Consider the following 18414-nt stretch of genomic DNA (forward strand, 5'->3'; position numbering starts at 1 on the left):
GAGGGGACGCGGGCTGCCCCCACTTTATTCACCCTGGAGGCTCCAGGCCCGCAAACCTGTCGACACTGCTACAGTCCCGCGGGACGCGAATGCTGCGCCGACTCCTCCCCACATTGCTCGCCCTGGGTTGTGGACTGCTGGCCCTCGGATGGGGGCTGGTGAGCCTCCAGCGCATCTTCACCCAGGAGCGTGAGGACGCGCGCGCCCAGGTGCGCTCGCGGCGCATCGCCCTGGAGCAGCTCGCGGCCGAGTCACTGCGCACCGCGCTCGCGCAGAGGATGAAGACCCACCTGCCGAACCTCAACGCGGCCGTGGGTGACCCGCTGCTGCCCGCCGAGGGCTACTACCTGCTCTTCCGCAACCACCAGTTCCTGCCGCGCGTGGACTGGCCCCGCGAGGGCGCGGACGTGCCGGCGCAGGCCAACTACACGATGCTGGCGCACGCGCTGGACGACGGACAGGCCCCCTCGCCCTACCAGGACCGGCTGGCCCGGCTGCGCGCGGCGCAGGCCGCCCTGGCCTCCGGCAGCGAGGCGCGCAAGGACGCGGCGGTGGAGTCCCTGCTGCGCTACCACGCGGCGCACCCGCTGCCGCCGGATCAGGAGCTGCCCTTCACCCTGCTGATGGTGGAGTACCTGCAACGCGGCGAGGACACGCAGCCCCTCATCCGGGCGCTGGTGCGCGAGGGCCTCCCGGAGGAGCTGGGCGGCATGGCGCGGGACGCGGGCCTGCAGCGCAACCTGCTGCGCGCCCGGTCCCAGCTCACGCAGCCGGACTTCAACTTCCTCCAGGCGCGCATCGTGGCGCTGAGCCGCGCCCTGTCGGAGCCGTCCGACGCCTTCGTGGCGCGCGTGCAGGAGGCCGGCGCGGGCGCGCTGGTGCTGCCGGAGCCGCTGGACGGCCCCACCCTGCTGGCCGAGCAGTGGTACGTGGAGCCCGCGGCCGAGCAGGTGCACGGGCTGGCGGTGGACATGGGCGCGCTGCTGTCGGAGCTGACGCAGGAGCTGCGCGGGCGCAACCTCATCCCCCGGGATGGTCAGGTGCGGCTGGGGCCCGGCGGCGTGGCGCGGCCCCTGAAGCACCCGGGGCTGGAGGTGGCCACGCCCGGCTGGGCCGCGGCGGAGGCGGACATCGAGGCGCGGTACGGCCTGAAGACACTGCTCGTCGCGGCGTGCGGCGCGCTCGCGTCGGCCATCGCGGCGCTGGCGGTGGTGGCCCAGCAGCGCAAGTACCGCTTCGTGGAGCTCAAGAGCGACTTCGTCTCCACCGTGTCCCACGAGCTGCGCACGCCGCTCGCGTCCATCCGCCTGCTGGGCGAGACGCTGGAGCGCCGGCTGGGCAAGAGCCCGGAGGCGGGGGACTACCCCACCCGCATCGTGCGCGCGGCGGAGGGGCTGCACTTCCTGGTGGAGAACATCCTGTCCTTCAACCGCATCGACAAGGGGCGCTGGGCGCTGAAGCCCGCGCGCATGCGGCTGGAGGAGGCGGTGGGCAACCTGCGCGACGACCTGATGGACGCGGTCACCGTGCCGGTGGAGCTGCGCTCGGACGTGGGGGACGTGGAGCTGGACGCGGACGCGTCGCTCGTGCGGATGCTCTTCGCCAACCTGGGCCGCAACGCCTGCCTCTACAACCAGCGCAGCCCGGTGGTCCTCACCGTGCGCGCCTATCCGCAGCCGGGCTTCGGGGCCACGGTGCTCTTCAGCGACAACGGGGTGGGCATTCCCCCGGAGGAATGGGAGCGCGTGTTCCAGGACTTCTACCGTCTGACAACGCCCGGGCCGGAGGTGCATGGAAGTGGCCTGGGGCTGGCGCTGTGCCGCAGAATCATGGGCCTGCACCAGGGCAGCATCCAGGTGGCCTCCTCCGGCCCCGAAGGCACGACCTTCGCCCTGACCTTTCCCGAGACGCGCCGATGACGACGCAGACGCCGACCTCCTCCACCCGCCCCTCCATCCTCATCGTCGAGGACGACGCCAACCTGCGCATGGGCCTGCGCGACAACCTGCGCGACGAGGGCTACGAGGTGACGGACGCCCCGTCCGCGAAGGACGCGGCGCCGCACCTGGCGTCGCGCGAGTTCGACCTGCTCATCCTGGACGTGATGCTGCCGGGCGAGGACGGCTACAGCTTCTGCCGCCGCCTGCGCGCGGAGGGCGTGAAGAGCATGGTGCTGATGCTCACCGCGCGCTCGCTGGAGGACGACCTGGTGCGCGGCTTCGAGGCCGGCGCGCAGGACTACCTCACCAAGCCCTACCGGCTGCGGGAGCTGCTCGCGCGCGTGCAGGCGCTGGTGCGCCGGGCGGGCACGGCGCCGCCGCAGGTGGTGACCTTTGGCGCCTTCACGCTGGACCTGGGCCGCCGCGCGGTGCTGCGCTCGGACGGCAGCGAGGTGGACCTGACGCGCACGGAGTTCGACCTGCTGGCGTTCCTCCTGCGCCACCGCGACCGCGCCCTGCCCCGGGGCGAAATCCTGGACGCGGTGTGGGGCCGTGACGTGGTGGTGGATCCGCGCACGGTGGACAACTTCGTGTCGAACCTGAAGAAGAAGCTCGGGTGGACGAGCACGTCCGGCTTCACCATCCACACGCTGCGCGGCGTGGGCTACCGCATGGAGGTCACGAGCGGCGGGCCGTCATGACCAAATCATGACCGACACATGGAGCCCCGTCTGCCTTCCGGCGGACGGGACTTCGTACCTTGCCTCTTGTGGGACGGGACGCCTGGAGCGTCCGTCCTGAACAGGAGGCGGGTCAGATGTTTGAGTCGGTCATCGAACGGCGGGGAGTGCGCTCGGGACGGTTCGGCACGGGCGCGTGGGTGTCCATCGGCGTGCACGCGGGGCTCCTGGGCCTGGTGTTCTTCATCTCCGGCCGCCCGCCCGAGACCGTCGAGCCTCCCGAGCGGACCATCGTCTTCCACCCGCCCGCCATCCAGAAGGGCGTGAAGCAGGCCGCGCAGCCGGCGCCGGCGACGGCCGCTCCGAAGCCCAAGCCCAGGCCGCGCACGGACCGCGTCCCGCTGAACCCGAAGCCGCTGCCCGCGGATCCGCCGGAGGCGAAGCCGGATCCGGAGCCGACGACGATCGCGGACGCGGCGGCCACCACCGGCGCGACGGGCACGGGAGAGACGGGGCCGGTGGGTGACCCGGACGGAGACCCGAACAGCACCAGCCCCATCGGCGCCATCGGCGTGGCGGGGCTCGTGCCGACCGCGCCCACGGGCACGGAGGTGCTGCCCTTCCAGGGTGGGATGACGCCTCCGAGGATGCTGAGCGGCTCGCAGTTCAGCTACACGCGGGAAGCGGCGCTCGCGGGCGTGGAGGGGATGGTCATCGCGAAGTGCGTCATCACCTCGGAGGGCCATGTGCGCGACTGCCGCATCATCAAGGGCCTGCCGTTCATGGATGACGCGGTGCTGGAGTCGCTCTACTCGCGCCGGTATCAGCCGCTGACGTTCCAGGGCCGTCCGGTGAACGTGTCGTACACGTTCAACATCCGGCTGAAGATGCCCCGGTAACAGGGGCGGGTGTCCGCCAGTGAAAGCGCCCGGACGCCCGCCTCCCCTTCGGGAAGGGAAAAGAATCGCGGCGGGAGTGCGGGCCCGTTAGGAAACTCCCGTCGCGCCTGGCCATGTGCGCGATACCGGCACCGGAAGGAGCGGGTCTCCCCCGGCCCGCTCCCGGTGCCGGTCCTTTACCCGAACAATGGCGGATACCTGGTACGACGCGGTGGTGGTGGGTGCGGGCTTCGGCGGCCTGGGTACGGCGTTGGAGTTGTGCCGCCGGGGCGCCCGGGTGGCGCTGTGCGAAGGGCTCAACTACCCGGGCGGCTGCGCGAGCACCTTCCGGCGCGGCGGCTACGCCTTCGAGTCCGGCGCCACGCTGTTCTCCGGCTTCGGTGAGCATCAGCTCTTCGGCCGGTGGATCCGCGAGCACGCGCTGGACGTGACGGTGGACTGGTTGGATCCCCTGGTGGAGCTGCGGACCCCGGGGATGCGGTTGCCGGTGCACCGGGACCGGGAGCGGCTCATCACGGAACTCTGTGGGCTGCCCGGAGCGCCCGTGCGGGGCGTGCGGCGGTTCTTCGAGTTGCAGGCCCAGGTGGCCGGTGCGCTGTGGCCGCTGTTCGATGACCCGGACCTGTTGCCGCCGTTGAACCTCCAGACGCTGATGCGGCACGCGGGGCGCGCATGGTCGTACGCGCCGCTGGCGCGGTGGCTGGGCCGCCCGCTGGGCGCCGTGCTCGCGAATCACGGGCTGGAGGGCTTCACGCCGCTGCGCACGTACCTGGATGCGCTCTGTCAGATCACCGTGCAGTGCCCCGCGGCGGAGGCGGAGGCGCCGTTCGCGTTCGCGGCGATGGACTACTACTGGCGCGGCACGGGGCACGTGCGTGGCGGCATCGGGAAGCTGGCGACGGCGCTGACGAAGGCCATCTCCGACCGGGGCGGCGACGTGCTGCTGGCGAACCGGGTGCGCGCGGTGACGCCGGTGGACGGAGGCTGGAGGGTGACGGCGCGCAGGGGTGAGCTGCTCGCCCGGCACGTGGTGGCCAACGTGTTGCCGCAAGGGCTGCGCACGCTGCTGGATGCGCCGGTGGGACAGCTTCCCCGCGTGGATGCGCTCGCGGAGCGCGTGGACGACGGCTGGGGCGCGGCGATGCTGTACCTCGTCGTGCGGCCGCCCGAAGGTGACTCCGGCGGCGCGCATCACTTCGAGCTGGTGCGCGACGAGCAGGCGCCGTTCGTCGAAGGCAACCACCTCTTCGCGTCCATCAGCGGGGCCTCGGATGAAGGCCGCGCACGGCCGGGCCAGCGCACGATGACGGTGTCCACGCACGTCCCCTTGAAGAAGGTCGCGGGCATGTCACCCGAGGAGCAGGCGGCGTACTTCGCCGGGCTCCATGCGCGGATGCGAGAGAACCTGGACGCGCTGCTCCCAGGGTGGACGGCCAACGTCGTGCACGCCATGACGGGTTCGCCGCGCACGTTCCAACGCTTCACGCTCCGCGAGGCCGGCGCGGTGGGAGGCGTGCCCCGGCGCGCGGGGTTGGACAACTACCGCATCCTGGGGCCGTTCCAGGCGCAGCGCGGCGTCTGGTTGGTGGGGGACTCCGTGTTCCCGGGGCAGAGCACCCTGGCCACCGCGGTGGGGGGCGTGCGCACCGCCGCGAGCATCGCCTCGGCGCGCTGAAGCCGTGTCTGCCCCAGGAGTGCCGAGCCGTTGACCCCGGACCTAGGCCACTCCCGAAACCACGGAGGTGTTCGAGGTCCGCGCCTCCGCGAGGATGCGCGCCGACTCCACGGCGGCGTCCTCCGGCCGGACGCTGGTGTCCGAGATGCCAGCGATGAGCCGGGTGCGGTCGTGGTCCACCGCGCCCGGCTTCGCCCAGGTGTCCGCGTCCGGCGCGGTGAGGTACGCGGAGAACGCGTGGTGCCCGGAGCCGGGGCGCTCCCCAATCACATGCACCAGGGCGCGCGGACGCGGATCCCCCTCCGCGCCGAACAGCAGGTGGCCCACCTGATAGCCCGCGCGCACCCGGCCGTGCTTCACCACCAGCACCTCCGGCGCCACCCGCCAGCCCGTCGCCTCCAGCTCCGCGCGCAGCCGTGCCAGGAACGGTGCCAGGTGGCCCTCGTCCATCAGCGACCGGGGATCCAACCCATCCGACACGACCACCTGCGCGTCATACCGGCCCGCGTGCTGGTCGCGCAGCGCGCGCACCGTCGCCTCCGAGGCCTCGTCCAATGACTCACCGGACGGCGGGTGCAGGATGTAGTCGCGGCGGTCCAGGGAGCGCGTCTTGAGCCGCGCCGCGCGAGGGATGGACTCCACCGCCGCGTCGGACAGCTCCGACCACAACCCCACCTTGCCGTCGTCGTAGAGGCCGCGCACCTCGCGCTCCAGCGCGGGCTCCGGCGTCCAGGGCGCCTCGCCATGCCCCACCGCCAGCGGCACGCCCCGCGCGCGCACCTCCGCCATCTTCGCTTCCGCCTCCGCGCGCAGCTCCGCCTCCGTGCGCGTGTCGCCCCTGGCCCGGCGGTAGTGCACGTAGACGTGGGCAGGGTCACCGAAGTGCTTCGTGGGCCGGCCGTCCGCGTCGATGACGCCCAGGCGCTGGAAGAAGGCCCACATCCGGTCGTCCACCTTCAGGCCGTACCGCTCGCGCAGCCGCACGTGGTCCTGGAAGGACGTGGTGAGGTAGCTGAGCATCGGATCATTCCGCGTGGGCAGCGCCATCAGGTACGCGGGCCCGGCCTCCGCGAGCTGCTCCTGGCACCAGCCCAGGTCATCCAGCGTGACGTCCATGTGCAGCGTGGAGCACACGTCCAGGCCCAGCGTGAGGCCGTGCAGCTTGCCCATCACGATGTCCTCCAGGCAGCAGCGCACCAGTTGCTCGCGCGTGCGGAAGACCTCCGGGCCAATGAAGCCCGCCACGTCGTTGACGTGCACCCACGGCGCCGCGTCGCGCCCCGCCCCCGCCTGCGCCAGGGCCACCCGGCGCTTGAGTGCTCGCGCGAAGCCGTACTTGCGCGACTCGTGGATGAGCATGTCCGTGCCGTGGTGGTGCCCGTTCGTCGCGTCCGCGCCCTGCCCCGTCTCGAAGTACAGGCCCCAGCGCCCGGTGCGCGCCGCCGCGTGCGCCACCATCTTCTCCAGCGTCACGTCGAAGGTGCGGTTGGCGGCCTCGTTCCCCCCGAGGCTCTGGAACCAGATGCCCGTGGTGCCCGGCCGCTGCGCCTCCACCTGCGCCTGCACGTCGATGTGCGCGAGCACGCAGTGGGGCATCACCTCCTCCAGCCCGAACGTCACCAGCACGTCGTGCAGCGCGGACTCCACCGCGGCCACCGACGCCACGTCCGATGACACCGGGTTGGTCCCCAGCACCACGTCGCCCACCGCGAAGGACCACCCGTTGAAGACCTGCCAGCGGATGTCCTCCGGATGATCCGTGGGCGAGTTGGGCTGCAAGCGCGCGCCCAGGTAGCCCTTCGCGCCCACGCGGCTGCCCGGCAGCGGGTGGAAGATGCGCCCACCGACGGTCTTCAGCTCCGCGTCGTCCATCAGCTTCACGACGCACGCGATGACGTCACTGGGCAGCCCGTCCAGCACGTCATGCACCTGGGGCTCCGGCGCGGTGAGCAGGAAGTCCTTCAGCCGCCCCAACGTCCAGTCCGCCACGCGCCTCCAGCGCACCGGCTCCCACGCCTCCAGGTTGAAGACATACAGCCGGTCCTCGAAGGGAGGATGCGCGTGCAGGTCGTCCAGCCGCGTGCGCGACAAGAGGGTTCGTGCGTTGCGCCGCGAAGCTTCATCCGCCGCCGCGACGCCGATGGCCTCGTCGCCTTCCTTGAACGCGTTCGCCGCGCCCAGGACCTGCTGATACAGGCGCGCATTGAAGCCGCCGCTCAGGCGCTGCACGTAATCCAATACGTCTTCGTGGGGGAGGACGTCGGGGAGACGGACGCTCATGGGGCCAGAGCTTTAACCGGCGCCCCCGCCGCGCCACCATCCCCCGAGGGCGCTGTCGCCTGCGTGACGCCCGGATGCCTGCCCTTCATGATGCTTGGTGTTGCAACCGTCAGCACGCGAAAGCTCACCCGCCGTTGTTGCCCGGCGCGCAGCCCGGTGGGGGCTTCCAGGTCACGAGCGCATCCACGCGCGCGTCCTGGACCTGCGACACGCCCTCCGGTGCGTCGACGCGGCTGACGCCGGGCTCGCGCGTGAAGTCGAGCTCCCGGACGGGGACGGGCAGGCCCGGGCAGCCCTCCTGCAACGTCGCCTCGACTTCTTTCATGAGCACGTTCGCGTGGTCCTCGCCGGGGGCCCACGAATAGGGATACGTGAACGCGCCCGACAGGGGCTCCGCGCCCCCGGGAGGAAACCACTTCCAGCCCAGCCTCGTCTGCGCCGTGGAGCCGCCGAAGGCGCCTCCGACGATCCCACCCAGGATGCCGTCATCGGTCGCGGGCCATTCGACGCGGAGGCCCTTCGGCACCGGGATGCGCACGGCCTCCACCTGCACGCGGTCCTTCACCTCCGGCACCATCAGCAGCATCCACGTCAGTTCGTGGAGCCGCTCCGGCGACACGCGCCCCACCTTCACACCGGACCTCCGCGCCGCATTCGTGGCCGCGCCGTCCACGTTGCCGTCAGGCATCAACGCCAGGCCGGAGCAACTCATCGAGCGGTACGCGGTCCCCGTCGCCAGGTGGTAGGCGTCGAGCTGATCACAGAAGGCGTGATGGCCTCGCCGGCCGCGGATCACCAGCCAGCCGTCCATCGGCGTGCGGATGCGGCCCAGCGGAAGCACCGTCTGGACGTTCCGCGCGCTCGGGCTGTTCGCCAGACACATCCGCCAGGCCTTGTAGCGGCTGCGTGAAGGCTGCCCCCGGGCTTCCTTCATGCAGTCCGGCGGAGGCGGCGGCTTCTCGTCGAACGTGCCGGGGCGACGGTTCTCCGCACGAAAGGCCTTCTCCGCCCGCTCGCGCCAGGCCTCGGTCTCCGCGCCGCACCCACCGGCCTTCGCCGGGCACACCAGGGCGGAGAGCCGGTGCTTCGGTGACGTCTCGCGCGCCAGCACGTCGCGGACGTCCGGAGGAATCACGACGGTCCGCGCTCCGGAGCGCCCCAGCTCCAGTTGGGACATGAGGTACGCCTTGCCCCCATCGCGCCACCACGTCCGCAACGCGAGCGCGGGCACCGGGTGCTCCTCATCCCAGGTGAGGGGCTCCCGGCCCTCTTCCTCGCGCGCGATGCCGAAGCAGCGGTGGCTGAGCAGCAATTGAAGGCCTGCCCGCGCCTCGTCCACCTCACCGTCCTCCGGGAGCGCCTCCATCCGCGCATCGAACGCGGACAGTTCCTCCCGCGCCGCCTCCCCATCAGCGGAGTCCGGTGAACACGGGACGATGCGCTCCGGCTGCGCGGGCGCGGCCGTCAACAGCCACCCCAGCCCGAAAGACACCACGAGGGACACGGACATGCCCGCCATGGCAGCCGCTCCCGGGCTCCACCGTCAAGTCGCGTGGCGGCGCGCTACTCGTCGAGGAGGGCCGACCAGAAGCGCACCATCTTCAGCGCCTCCATCGCGCTGGCCTTCCGGTCCATCTCCGCGTGGGTGATGAGCGGCGTGGGCCGCAGGTGCACGCGCGTGTACGGCTCCAGCGCGCGCGCCAGCAGCGTGGACTCGATGGCGGGGATGACGGAGTCGTCCGTCCCGTGCAGCAGGTACACCGGCGCCCGGGGCGCGGGGGAACGCTCCGGCGACAGCGACGGGTCTCCCGCGAAGTCCTTCACGAACGGCAGCAGCCGGGGCCCCAGCGCGGCGACGTCGCGCGTGTTCACCTGGTGCAGCAGCGTGGCCGCAGGCTCCGGCAGCGTGGCCTCCATCGCTCGCGCCTCCGCGAACGCGGCCTCCGCCCGCCGCGAGTCCACCAGCGTCAGATGCGACGCGTGCATGAACGTCAGGACGCCCTTGCGCAGCGCCTCCACCTGCTCCGGTGGCACCAGCCGGTCCGCGACGTTCAGCAGGATGACGACTACGCCATAGTCGTGCGGCGTGCGGCGCACCCCGTCCGCCTGCACGCCGGTGCATAGGAAGGACAGCACGCGGGACAGCTCGCCGTGCCCTCCGAAGGACAGCACCGCGGACACCCTGTCGCGCAGCGCGGGCCGGCCCGCCGCGACGACGGACAGCCCTCCGGAGAAGCTGATGCCGAAGAGGTCCACCTTCCCCTCCGGCGCCAGCGCTCCCGGCCCCAGCGCCCACAGGGCCGTGTCCTCGATGACGTCCGGCAGGCGCGGGGTGATTTCGTAGCGCAGCAGGTCCGGCGGCTCCGGCGTGAGCACCGGGTGGCCGCCCATGGCCAGGTCCTCCGCCAGCTTCACCAGGCGGGGCTCGTCGATGCCCGCCGCGTGCACGCCGGACGTGAGCACGATGAGCCGGCCCTCGCGGCGGTCCGGTTGGTAGAGCCGCCCGCGCACCGGCCCGTGGCGCGTGGGCACGCTCAGGTCCGTGACGGTGAAGGCCCCGGTGCCGTAGCGGGCCAGGGCCTCCGCCGTGGCGCCGTGGAGCCCCGCCGCGCGCAGCACGAAGGACAGCCCCCGCAGCTCGGGCGGCAGCAGGAAGACGACCGCGAGCAGCAGGGCCGCCAGCACGGCCCCCAGCGTCCAGCGCGTCCGGTGCTTCATTGCATCAGGGTTTCGACGAAGGTGCACAACTGGTCGCGCTCGAAGGGCTTCTCCAGCAGCTCCCGCGCGCGGCGGCCCACGAACTCACGGGCCTGCGGGTTCACCCCGCCCGTCATCAGGCCGGTGCGCGGCGCCAGCTCCGGCGCCAGCCGCTCCAGCTCCACCAGGAAGTCCATGCCGCTCATGCCCGGCATCATCAGGTCGCAGAGGATGGCGTCGAACTTCTCGCCGTGCGACAGGCGCCTCAGGGCCTCGCGCGCGTCCTGGATGACGTGCACCTCGTAGAGGTTGCGCAAGAGGCGGCTCACCGCGCTGCCCACCGCCGGCTCGTCGTCGATGAGCAGCAGCCGGCGCAGGTCTCGCGTCGCGCGCACCGGCTGCGTCAGGGGCGCCTCCGTCACGGCCAGGGCGGCCTGCGCGGGCCGGGGCGCTTCGGGCGGCAGGGTGAGCGCCGGCAGCTCCACGCGGAAGAGGCTGCCCTGCCCCTCCTCGCTGGCCACCTCGATGTGACCGCCCATCGCGTGCACCAGCGTGAGGCAGATGGACAGGCCCAGGCCCGTGCCCCCCTTGGGCGAGCGCGTGGTGAAGAACGGATCGAAGATGCGCTGGCGCACCTCCGCGGGCATCCCGTGCCCGTTGTCCTCCACCTCGATGACGACGTGGCCCTCGCGGCCCGGACGCACGCGCAGCTTGAGCAGGTTCTCTTCCGGGGGCCTGTCGCCGAAGGCCTGGAGCGCGTTCGTCAGCAGGCCCGTGACGACCTGCGCCAGCCGGCCCTCGTTGCCGTGCACCGCGGGCACCGGCTCCAGGTCGCACGCCATGCACGCGCGGTGCTGGATGGCGTCGCGCATCAGCTTGACCGCGCCCTCCACCGCCCTGCGCACGTCCACCGGCCCGTGCTGCTCCTCCTCCGTGCGGGAGAACGTCCGCAGGTCGCGCACGATGGAGCGCACCCGCCCCGCGCCCTCCAGCGCCTCCGCCACCACCTGCCGCAGCTCCTCCAGTTGCTCGGCCGGCACCACCGGCTGCGCCACGCGCTCCCAGAGGTAGGCCAGGTTGGAGGTCACATACGAGAGCGGGTTGTTGATTTCATGCGCGACGCCCGCGGCCAGCGTGCCCACGGACGTCATCCGCTCCGCCAGCCGCCGCTGCGTCTCCAGGCGCGAGCGCTCGGTGACGTCGCGCACGAGCCCCACCAGGAAGCGCTCGCCGTTGGGCAGCATGTACGCGGCCCGCAGCGTGAGCACCTCGCGCGAGCGGCCCTTGCCGTCGGTGAAGGAGCCCTCGTCCTCCACGGTCTGCCCGGTGGTGAAGGCGCGCTCGTCCTGGCGCCAGGACGCCTCCGCCTCGTCCGGCCGCATCTGCGCCGAGGTGAGCGAGCCGCGCAGCGCGTCGGCGGATTGATCCAGCAGGCGGCAGTAGGCGTTGTTCACCGCCACCAGCCGGTGCTCGCGGTCCTTGATGAACAGCGGCTCCGGCACCGCGTCCAGCGCGCCCTGGAACATGTCCCGGGCCCGCCGGAGCGCCTGCGCGTCCCCGTCCGCGGATCTGCGCCGCAGCGCCACGAGCCTCGCGCCCCAGCGCGTTCCGGGCGGCGCCACGCACTCGTCCGCGCCCGCGGCCACCAGCGCCTCCGCCTCCTCGCCCTCGCGCTTCGTCAGCACGACCAGCCAGGTCCGCGTCGGTAGCCGGCGCGCGTGCGCCCACTGGCAGCGCGCCTTCACGGCCTCCAGCGGACCGCCGTGATCCCACAGGACGAGGAGCCCCTCGGGCAGCGGCTCCGGCGGGGACTCCACGCGGATCACCCGGCACGCACGCCCTTCGGCCGTGGCGCAAAGGTCGCGCTCCACGTCCTGGGCCACCGGGGCTGGGACCGCCACCAGCATTGCGTGCACCGCGTCGCTCCTCGCGCCCCGCGGGATCATTCCACCCGCGTCGCCCGACCGCATTGCAGCCTTGACCGCGCCAACCCGTCAACGCGGGGCCGCGCGGACTGCCCGTAGCCCATTTCCGGGTCGGGTGGGACTCAGAATTGCAGTGAACCGCGCGCGATGACGCCGGGGCCTACCTTGCAGGAAGGTAGGAGCGAGCAGCGCTCGCAGTGCTGGGGCAGCGTCTTCGCCGGGCATGCGCCACTCATGCCGTAGTGGCACAAAGCAAAGTCGTAGCGGACGGGATCCTCGGGATCGAGCGCCCGCAGCGAGGCCGTGACCTCCTCGGCGGTCCGCCACGTGAGGTCCGTGCGCTGCGTGAGGCCCAGGTGGAGCGCCATGCGTCCGATGTGCGTGTCCAATGGGACCAGCAGTGCGGACGCGGGCACCTGCTTCCAGATGCCGAAGTCCACCGCGTCCGGTCCGCGCACCATCCACCGCAGGTACAGGTTGAGGCGCTTCGCCGCGCCCGGCCCCAGCGGCGAGGGCAGCAGGTGGTGCAGTCCCCGCTCCGGGCCCATGGCCTTTCGCAGCGCGCCCATGGGCACGTCCCGCAGCGCGGCGGTGAAGGCCGCGAGCCCCCCATGCAGCGTGCCGCTCGCCTTGAAGCCCCGCACGAACAGGGCCTCCAGGCTGCCGTGCTCGCGCAGCGCGCGGCCCATGCCCAGGAGCAGCACCGCCAGGTCGGTGCCCACGTTGAAGCGGTACACGAAGCCCGTGAGCAGCGCCTTCGCGCCCTTCACGTCCAGCGCGCGCACGAAGGCCGCGGGGGACGGGCCCATCTGCTTGAGGAGCCCATCCACCTTCGGGCGGAACAGGTCCGCGCGCCCGTAGGCCAGCGCCGCCGCGAGCAGCGCGCTGACCTCCACGTCGCGCGGATCCGTGTAGCGGTGGGGGAACTCCACCGGGTCGAACCCGATGCGCGCCTTCGCGTCCGTGGAGGCCAGGAAGGCATCCAGGCGGGGGCGCAGGCGGTCGGCCGCCTGGGTGCTCAAGCCGGTGTGCGCGGCACGGCGCTTCGTCATCTCGCGTCCAGTCCTAACGCGTGAGCTCGCGCACCGCGTGGCCCAGCTCCGGGAGGATGAGCGCGTCCAGCGCCAGCCGCACCGCCTGCGGCGAGCCCGGCAGCGCGAAGAGGATCATCCCCTGGTACGTGCCCGCCGTGGCGCGCGACATCATCGCGGGGCTGCCGATGCGCTGGAACGACAGCATCCGGAACAGCTCGCCGAAGCCGGGCAGCTCCTTCTCGAAGAGCGCGCGCAGCGTCTCCACCGTGCAGTCGCGCCGGCCAATGCCCGTGCCGCCCGTGAAGAGCACCGCGCGGGCCCCCGCCGCCTGAGCCTGCGCGAGCGCGCCCCGGATGGCCTCCGGATCATCCTTCACCACCGTGTGCCCGGCGACGGTGTGCCCCGCGGCGGCCAGTCCCTCGCGCAGGTCCTTCCCGCTGCCGTCGTGCGCTTCGTCCCGGCTGTCCGAGCACGTCACCACGTACGCGCTGACGTGCACCGGCGCGCGCGACTTGTGCTCCGCCGCCACCGGCGAGCCCTCGTGCGAATGCCCGTGGTCGTGCGAGTGGCCGTGTCCATGGTCATGCCCGTGGTCGTGCGAGTGCCCGTGGCCGTGGTCGTGCGAATGCCCGTGGCCGTGGTCATGCGAATGGCCGTGGGGGTGATGGCCATGACCGTGGTCATGGTCGTGATCGTGTCCGTCGTGTCCCATGTTGGACGCTCCTGAAGGAGGAAGGCTCAAACGTCGGGCAGGTCGACGACGAGCGTTCCGTCCTCGACCGTGAGCTGCACCGTCGGCTGGTCGTCACAGACGCCGGGCGAGGTCGCGTTCTGCCCCGTGTCCATGTCGAAGCCGACCTCATGGCAGGGGCACACGACCATGTTGTCCTCGAGGCGCCCACCCGACAGCAGACACCCCGCGTGGTTGCACCAGTCATCAAGGCCCTTGTAGCGGCCATGGATCTTCGCGATGCAGACGTTGCGCTTGCCGATCTCGTACCCCCGCATCTCCCTCTCGGCGAAGTCCGCGGGGCCCAGCTTGATCTTCGTCATTGCGTTCCTTTTCCCACAACCCGTCCGGGCCTGCACCCCCGTTCCCCCGGCATTAATTTCCCGACCGTGACTCCCGACGTGACACCCTCCACCGCCGTGCTCACCGACAAGGCGGCCGTTGCCCAGCTCCTCCGGGACATGTCCCTCCTGCTCCAGCTCCAGGGGCAGAGCGGCTTTCGCGTCCGCGCCTACGACATCGCCGCGGACCGCATCGCGAACCTGCCGCAGGACCTGGGCGCCGTCGTCACCGAGGGCCGCCTGCAGGAGCTCCAGGGCATCGGCCCGGGGCTCGCCGAGAAGCTCACCGAGCTGGTGACGACCGGCCGCATGACGGCGTTCGAGGAGCTGAAGGCCCGGTTCCCCCCCGGCCTGCTGGAGCTGATGAAGCTGCCGGACGTGGGCCCGAAGAAGGTGGCCGCCCTGTGGAGCGAGCTCCAGGTGGGCAGCGTCGAGGACCTGGAGCGCGCCTGCAAGGACGGCCGCGTGCGGGAGCTCAAGGGCTTTGGCCCCAAGAGCGAGGCGAAGCTCCTGGACGGCATCGCCGTGTACCGCCGCGCGCGCGGCGAGCGGAAGCTCCTGGGTGACGCGCTCCCCATCGCGGAGGGCCTGCTGGAGCGGATCCGCCAGGCCCCGGGCGTGGTGCGCGCCAGCCTGGGCGGCAGCGTGCGCCGCCGCGCGGAGACCGTGTCCGACGTGGACCTCATCGCCTCCGCGCAGGAGGCGGGGCCGGTGCTGGACGCGCTCGCGAACGCGCCGGGCGTGGCCACGGTGCTGGGCAAGGGCGACAGCAAGTGCTCCGTGCGCATGGTGCAGGGCGACCTCCAGGTGGACCTGCGCGTGCTGCCGGACGAGGACTTCGCCACCGCGCTGCACCACTTCACCGGCTCCAAGGCGCACCACATCCGGCTGCGCAACCTGGGCCATGAAAAGGGGCTGAAAATCTCCGAGTGGGGCGTGCACCGCGAGGACGGCACCAAGGTCCCCGTCCCCGACGAGGCGACGCTGTACCGGCTCCTGGGCATGCAGGAGGTGCCGCCGGAGCTGCGCGAGGACAACGGCGAGGTGGAGGCCGCCCGGGCCGGGAAGCTGCCGGAGGACCTGGTGACGCTGGAGGACGTGCAGGGCGCGGTGCACGCGCACAGCACCTGGTCCGACGGGCGCAACACACTGGAGGAGATGGCGAGGGCGGCGCAGGCGCTGGGGCTCAAGTACCTCACCATCACCGAGCACAGCGAGGCGGCCATCCACGCGGGCGGCCTCAAGGTGGACGACCTCAAGCGGCAGTGGGAGGAGATCGACCGCGTGAACGCGGCGGTGCCCGGCGTGCGGCTGCTCAAGGGCATCGAGGTGGACATCCTGGAGTCGGGCGCGCTGGACTACGCGGACAGCGTGCTGGAGCAACTGGAGGTCGTCATCGCGTCCATCCACGTGCGCCACTCCATGGACGAGGACCAGATGACGCGCCGGGTGCTGGCCGCGCTGGACAACCCGCACCTGCACATCCTGGGGCACCCCACCGGGCGCCTCATCCAGAGCCGCGAGCCGTACGCGCTGCGCATGGAGGAGGTGCTGGAGCGCGCCCGGGAGCGCGGCGTCGCGGTGGAGATCAACGGCAAGCCGGCGCGCCTGGACATCAAGTCCGAGTACGTGCGGCAGGCCGTGGGGCTCGGGGTGAAGCTGGTGGTGAGCTGCGACGCGCACCGGCAGGAGGACCTGAGGAACCTGGCCTACGCGGTGGCCACGGCGCGCCGGGGCTGGGCACGCAAGCAGGACATCCTCAACACCCGGTCCGCGGAGAGCTTCCTCGCCGCCCTGCGGGAGCGCTGATAGGCTCCCGGGCGCGAAGATGTTCCGCCCGCTCCTCCTCGTCCCCGCCCTCCTCTGGCTCCTCCTGGCCCTGCCCTCGCGGGCCGGCGCGGAGGCCCGTCCGTCGCGCGCCGACCTCCAGCGCGTGCTGGAACTGCACACCCGCTCGTCCGTGCGCGTGCGCGGCCCGCAGCACACGGGCCCCGGCATCATCGTGGGCGCGGAGGGACAGGTGCTCACCGCCGTGTCGCTCGTGGGGCCCGACTCCGCCCAGGTGGTGCACGCGGGCAACGCGCTGACGGCGCGCGTGGTGCTCTCCAGCGCGGAGCTCCAGGTCGCGGTGGTGGCGGGTCCCCAGGGCACGTGGCCCGCGGCGCCGGTGCGGCTGGTGCCGGAGGGGCTCGCGGGCCGCTGGGTGGTGGGCGTGATGCCCGCGCGCAAGAAGGGCCAGCGGGACACGCCCAGGGCCGCGGTGGCCAGGGCCGCCCCCGCGCCGTTCTTCGACGTGGACCTCACGCTCGCGCCGGGCAGCCCGCTGTACGACGGGGACGGGCGGCTGGTGGGCGTCGTCGTCGAGCGCAGGGGCCGTGGCGCCCGCGCCCTGCCCCTGACCGCGGTGAAGGCGCAGCTCGCCTCGGCGGACGCGCCATGAGCCGGCCTTCGGGGCCCCCGTTCAGGTTGAGCGCGGTGCAGGAGGCCATGGGCCTCTGGGCGCTGGGCTTCCTGGGCATCATCGCGGCGTTCCTCGTCGCCGGGGGCACCAGCGTGCCCAAGCTGGTGGCCACGGTGGGCTTCCTCTACCTGCCGCTCATCCCCATGCGCTGGCGCGACGAGGACTACCGCGACTACGGCCTCACCCTGCGCGCGTGGAAGCAGGACGCGCGGCTGTTCCTGGTGATGTGCGCCATCGTGGGGCCGCTGTTCTTCGCGGGCTTCGCCGCCTTCGTGCAGGTGGTGCCGCACCTGCCGCCCGGGCTCGCGCGCCACCTGACGCCCATCATCGGCGAAGGCCACTTCCAGCCGCGCCTGCCCCCGCGCTTCGGCGAGTGGGTGATTGATCAGCTCTTCGTCGTGGCCCTCCCGGAGGAGTTCTTCTACCGGGGCTACCTCCAGGCCCGCCTGCGCGACGCGTGGCCCCAGGGGCGTGTGGTGCTGGGCGCGCGGCTGGGGCGCGCCTTCTGGGTGACGGCGCTCCTCTTCGCGCTGGGCCACCTGGCCATCTTCCAGACGTGGCGGCTGGCGGTGTTCTTCCCCGCCCTCCTCTTCGGCTGGATGCGCGAGCGCACCGGCACCATCGTCGGCTGCTCCCTCTTCCACGCCGCCTGCAACCTCTACGTGCGCTTCCTGGAGGTCTCCTTCTTCGGCGGTCCGTAGCGGCCCGCTCAGCCCGGCGGCAGGTGCTGGACCTGGAGGTCCGCGCCCACCGTCAGCGTCGTGCCCTGCGGCAGCTCCACCCAGCCCTGCCTGCGCGTGACGTGGCTGGCCACCACCACCGTGCGGCGGCGGCGGTGCGCGCCCACCTCCGGGTGCGTCTCCGGCGTCGTGGCCGTCACGCCGCAGTGCGCGCACTCCGCGCTGCCCTCCAGGCGCGTGTAGGACAGCGGGGCCTCGCCGCGGCGGGTGGCGACCAGCACGGCGCCGTTGGTGGCCACCAGGTTGAGCGGGGGCGTGCGCCGCTGCCCCACCCGCACGAGCTCGGCCTCCACCTCGCGCACCGTGTCACGCAGCACGCGACCGGCGACGGCCGGCTCCAGGCGCGGATCATCCGTGCGGCCCAGCTCCCGCAGGCGCGTGAGGAACAGGGCGAAGAGGACCTCGCTGTCGGTGGGGCCGCGCACCAGCCGCTGGAGGTGCTCCGGCACGCGCGACAGCAGCGGAGCACGCAGGGGCTCGAAGTCCGGCAACGGCCCCTGGTGGGCGAACAGCCAGTGGCGGGCCCGGAAGGGCTGCGTGTTGTCCTCGGGGGACAGGCCGGGCGGCAGGCGGTTCGCGTGGAAGAGCACCGCCTCCGATTCATGCGGCGGTCCCAGGTCGTCCAGCGTGAGCTCGCGGTCCGGCGCCAGGCGACGCAGCAGGACCTCCTCCTGGGCATAGGAGCCCACCCCCAGGGCATTGGCGTGCGCCTCCGGGCGGAGGACGACCTGCCCGGCCAGCCGGTGCAGCTCGCACCGGAGGAGGTTGGGGTCCGACGACAGGGCGGCGAGGATGGCGGACATGGTGATTTCCCCCCTTTCCCCCTTAGGGATAAGGTCCAGGGGGCCGGGGTTCAGCGCAGCGAACCCGCTCCCCTGCCTTGGCGCTAAGCCCTTGAAATGGCTGGCATTTGATCAGCCATTGAATTGACACCCTGGAGCGTGGAGCCTAACCTCCGGGCGCTTCCCGACGGCCCTCCCCCCAGAGGGATCGGGGTGCAGGTCTTCACCGG

General features: G+C 72.3%; 15 protein-coding genes. 7 read left to right on the forward strand and 8 right to left on the reverse strand.

What is annotated here, in order from left to right:
- Positions 1-89: 89 nt before the first annotated feature.
- From K8612_RS04235 to K8612_RS04250, 4 genes are all read left to right on the forward strand, one after another.
- A complete protein-coding gene (locus tag K8612_RS04235) occupies positions 90-1919 on the forward strand; it encodes a HAMP domain-containing sensor histidine kinase (RefSeq protein WP_223742338.1) in 1830 nt (609 codons plus the stop codon).
- Complete coding sequence (locus K8612_RS04240) at positions 1916-2641, forward strand: response regulator transcription factor (RefSeq protein ID WP_223761340.1); 726 nt, start codon at positions 1916-1918, stop codon at positions 2639-2641. Before K8612_RS04235 ends, K8612_RS04240 begins: the two co-directional genes overlap by 4 nt.
- A gap of 116 nt (positions 2642-2757) precedes the next feature.
- Positions 2758-3519: an energy transducer TonB gene (locus tag K8612_RS04245; RefSeq protein ID WP_223761341.1), complete on the forward strand. Its 762-nt coding sequence runs from the start codon at positions 2758-2760 to the stop codon at positions 3517-3519.
- Positions 3520-3706: 187 nt separating this feature from the next.
- A complete protein-coding gene (locus K8612_RS04250) occupies positions 3707-5194 on the forward strand; it encodes an NAD(P)/FAD-dependent oxidoreductase (protein ID WP_223761342.1) in 1488 nt (495 codons plus the stop codon).
- Positions 5195-5236: 42 nt separating this feature from the next.
- On the opposite strand, the gene eutB is transcribed toward K8612_RS04250, so the two are convergent.
- The 7 genes from eutB to K8612_RS04285 form a co-directional block, all read right to left on the reverse strand.
- A complete protein-coding gene (gene eutB, locus K8612_RS04255; protein WP_223761343.1) occupies positions 5237-7474 on the reverse strand; it encodes an ethanolamine ammonia-lyase subunit EutB in 2238 nt (745 codons plus the stop codon).
- Positions 7475-7598: 124 nt separating this feature from the next.
- Positions 7599-8993, reverse strand: coding sequence for a hypothetical protein (locus tag K8612_RS04260; RefSeq protein WP_223761344.1), 1395 nt, complete (start codon positions 8991-8993; stop codon positions 7599-7601).
- 44 nt (positions 8994-9037) lie between these two features.
- A complete protein-coding gene (locus K8612_RS04265; RefSeq protein ID WP_223761345.1) occupies positions 9038-10192 on the reverse strand; it encodes a hypothetical protein in 1155 nt (384 codons plus the stop codon).
- Entirely contained in the window at positions 10189-12141 is a 1953-nt protein-coding gene (locus K8612_RS04270; RefSeq protein ID WP_223761346.1) for a hybrid sensor histidine kinase/response regulator, read from the reverse strand. Before K8612_RS04270 ends, K8612_RS04265 begins: the two co-directional genes overlap by 4 nt.
- A gap of 77 nt (positions 12142-12218) precedes the next feature.
- Positions 12219-13148: a TIGR02757 family protein gene (locus tag K8612_RS04275; protein ID WP_223761347.1), complete on the reverse strand. Its 930-nt coding sequence runs from the start codon at positions 13146-13148 to the stop codon at positions 12219-12221.
- A gap of 13 nt (positions 13149-13161) precedes the next feature.
- Positions 13162-13629 (reverse strand): molybdenum cofactor biosynthesis protein B, encoded by a 468-nt coding sequence (locus tag K8612_RS04280; RefSeq protein WP_120594536.1) that lies wholly within the window; start codon positions 13627-13629, stop codon positions 13162-13164.
- A gap of 239 nt (positions 13630-13868) precedes the next feature.
- The gene (locus K8612_RS04285) at positions 13869-14183 is read right to left on the reverse strand and encodes a Rieske 2Fe-2S domain-containing protein (protein WP_223742329.1); all 315 of its coding nucleotides are present in this window, start codon (positions 14181-14183) and stop codon (positions 13869-13871) included.
- Positions 14184-14249: 66 nt separating this feature from the next.
- On the opposite strand from K8612_RS04285, the gene polX reads away from it, so the two are divergent.
- The 3 genes from polX to mrtX are packed head-to-tail and all read left to right on the forward strand — an operon-like array spanning position 14250 to position 17363.
- Complete coding sequence (polX, locus tag K8612_RS04290; RefSeq protein ID WP_223761348.1) at positions 14250-16010, forward strand: DNA polymerase/3'-5' exonuclease PolX; 1761 nt, start codon at positions 14250-14252, stop codon at positions 16008-16010.
- 19 nt (positions 16011-16029) lie between these two features.
- On the forward strand, positions 16030-16641 hold the full coding sequence (locus K8612_RS04295) for a serine protease (protein ID WP_223761349.1): 612 nt from the start codon (positions 16030-16032) through the stop codon (positions 16639-16641).
- Positions 16638-17363 (forward strand): myxosortase MrtX, encoded by a 726-nt coding sequence (gene mrtX, locus K8612_RS04300; protein WP_223742326.1) that lies wholly within the window; start codon positions 16638-16640, stop codon positions 17361-17363. The genes K8612_RS04295 and mrtX overlap by 4 nt, the downstream gene beginning before the upstream one ends.
- An 8-nt stretch (positions 17364-17371) precedes the next feature.
- Here the strand turns inward: mrtX and K8612_RS04305 are convergent, their stop codons facing one another.
- Positions 17372-18205: a class II glutamine amidotransferase gene (locus K8612_RS04305; RefSeq protein WP_223761350.1), complete on the reverse strand. Its 834-nt coding sequence runs from the start codon at positions 18203-18205 to the stop codon at positions 17372-17374.
- Positions 18206-18414: the final 209 nt, after the last annotated feature.

Source organism: Corallococcus sp. AS-1-6, assembly GCF_020037015.1.
GTDB lineage: Bacteria > Myxococcota > Myxococcia > Myxococcales > Myxococcaceae > Corallococcus.

Coding starts and splice junctions, on each gene's coding strand:
- K8612_RS04240 (WP_223761340.1), top strand. CDS start 1,916: ATGACGACGCAGACGCCGACCTCCTCCACCCGCCCCTCCATCCTCATC.
- K8612_RS04245 (WP_223761341.1), top strand. CDS start 2,758: ATGTTTGAGTCGGTCATCGAACGGCGGGGAGTGCGCTCGGGACGGTTC.
- K8612_RS04265 (WP_223761345.1), bottom strand. CDS start 10,192: ATGAAGCACCGGACGCGCTGGACGCTGGGGGCCGTGCTGGCGGCCCTG.
- K8612_RS04270 (WP_223761346.1), bottom strand. CDS start 12,141: ATGCGGTCGGGCGACGCGGGTGGAATGATCCCGCGGGGCGCGAGGAGC.
- eutB (WP_223761343.1), bottom strand. CDS start 7,474: ATGAGCGTCCGTCTCCCCGACGTCCTCCCCCACGAAGACGTATTGGAT.
- K8612_RS04285 (WP_223742329.1), bottom strand. CDS start 14,183: ATGACGAAGATCAAGCTGGGCCCCGCGGACTTCGCCGAGAGGGAGATG.
- K8612_RS04305 (WP_223761350.1), bottom strand. CDS start 18,205: ATGTCCGCCATCCTCGCCGCCCTGTCGTCGGACCCCAACCTCCTCCGG.
- K8612_RS04295 (WP_223761349.1), top strand. CDS start 16,030: ATGTTCCGCCCGCTCCTCCTCGTCCCCGCCCTCCTCTGGCTCCTCCTG.
- K8612_RS04275 (WP_223761347.1), bottom strand. CDS start 13,148: ATGACGAAGCGCCGTGCCGCGCACACCGGCTTGAGCACCCAGGCGGCC.
- mrtX (WP_223742326.1), top strand. CDS start 16,638: ATGAGCCGGCCTTCGGGGCCCCCGTTCAGGTTGAGCGCGGTGCAGGAG.
- K8612_RS04260 (WP_223761344.1), bottom strand. CDS start 8,993: ATGGCGGGCATGTCCGTGTCCCTCGTGGTGTCTTTCGGGCTGGGGTGG.
- K8612_RS04235 (WP_223742338.1), top strand. CDS start 90: ATGCTGCGCCGACTCCTCCCCACATTGCTCGCCCTGGGTTGTGGACTG.
- K8612_RS04250 (WP_223761342.1), top strand. CDS start 3,707: ATGGCGGATACCTGGTACGACGCGGTGGTGGTGGGTGCGGGCTTCGGC.